The organism is Motilimonas eburnea, from assembly GCF_021295345.1.
Classification (GTDB): domain Bacteria; phylum Pseudomonadota; class Gammaproteobacteria; order Enterobacterales; family CBDFNC01; genus Motilimonas; species Motilimonas eburnea.
Map to the genome: position 1 here is coordinate 1 of NZ_JAIMJB010000068.1, position 532 is coordinate 532.

1 protein-coding gene is annotated in these 532 nt (G+C 50.8%); it reads right to left on the reverse strand.

Annotated features, from left to right (window positions below):
- A partial coding sequence (locus tag K6Y21_RS21145; protein ID WP_233073920.1) for an IS91 family transposase occupies positions 1-532 on the reverse strand: 532 nt, incomplete at both ends.

The window sequence follows — 532 nt, forward strand, 5'->3', positions numbered from 1 at the left end:
TGATGTCTTTGTCGGCCAACACACCGCGATACAGATAACGGGACAAGTATTTCAGTGTCGGCAGCCCTTCGCCCACGGCGCGACAATCCACTACCCATTTTGCTGGTATGTGATTGGGCAAACTCAAACTTGGGTGTTGATTAATAGCATCGAGCATTCTGGCGCGCCACACTTTTGCCAGCGCAAAGGCGTTGAACAGGTAGTTCTTGTTGCCTTTATGCCACTGCTTTTTACTGGTGTCATAGCGACCGCCTGCAACTAATATGTGCAAGTGCGGATGCAGATTGCGCTGTCTGCTGTGAGTGTGTAGCACCGAGGTAAAGCCGAGTTCACCTTGGTGCTGTCTGGCAGCGAAGTCTTTAAGGATTTGGGCGCTCACTTTAAACATCAGTGGATAAAGCTGGAGAGCATGAGACTTAGCCAGTCCCCTTAACTCATAAGGCAAGGTGAAGGTGACCATAAAGTAGGTGGTTGGCAGTAGTTTGCTTTGCTGGCGCCATAACCAGTTGGACGCGGTGTGCTGTTGGCACTG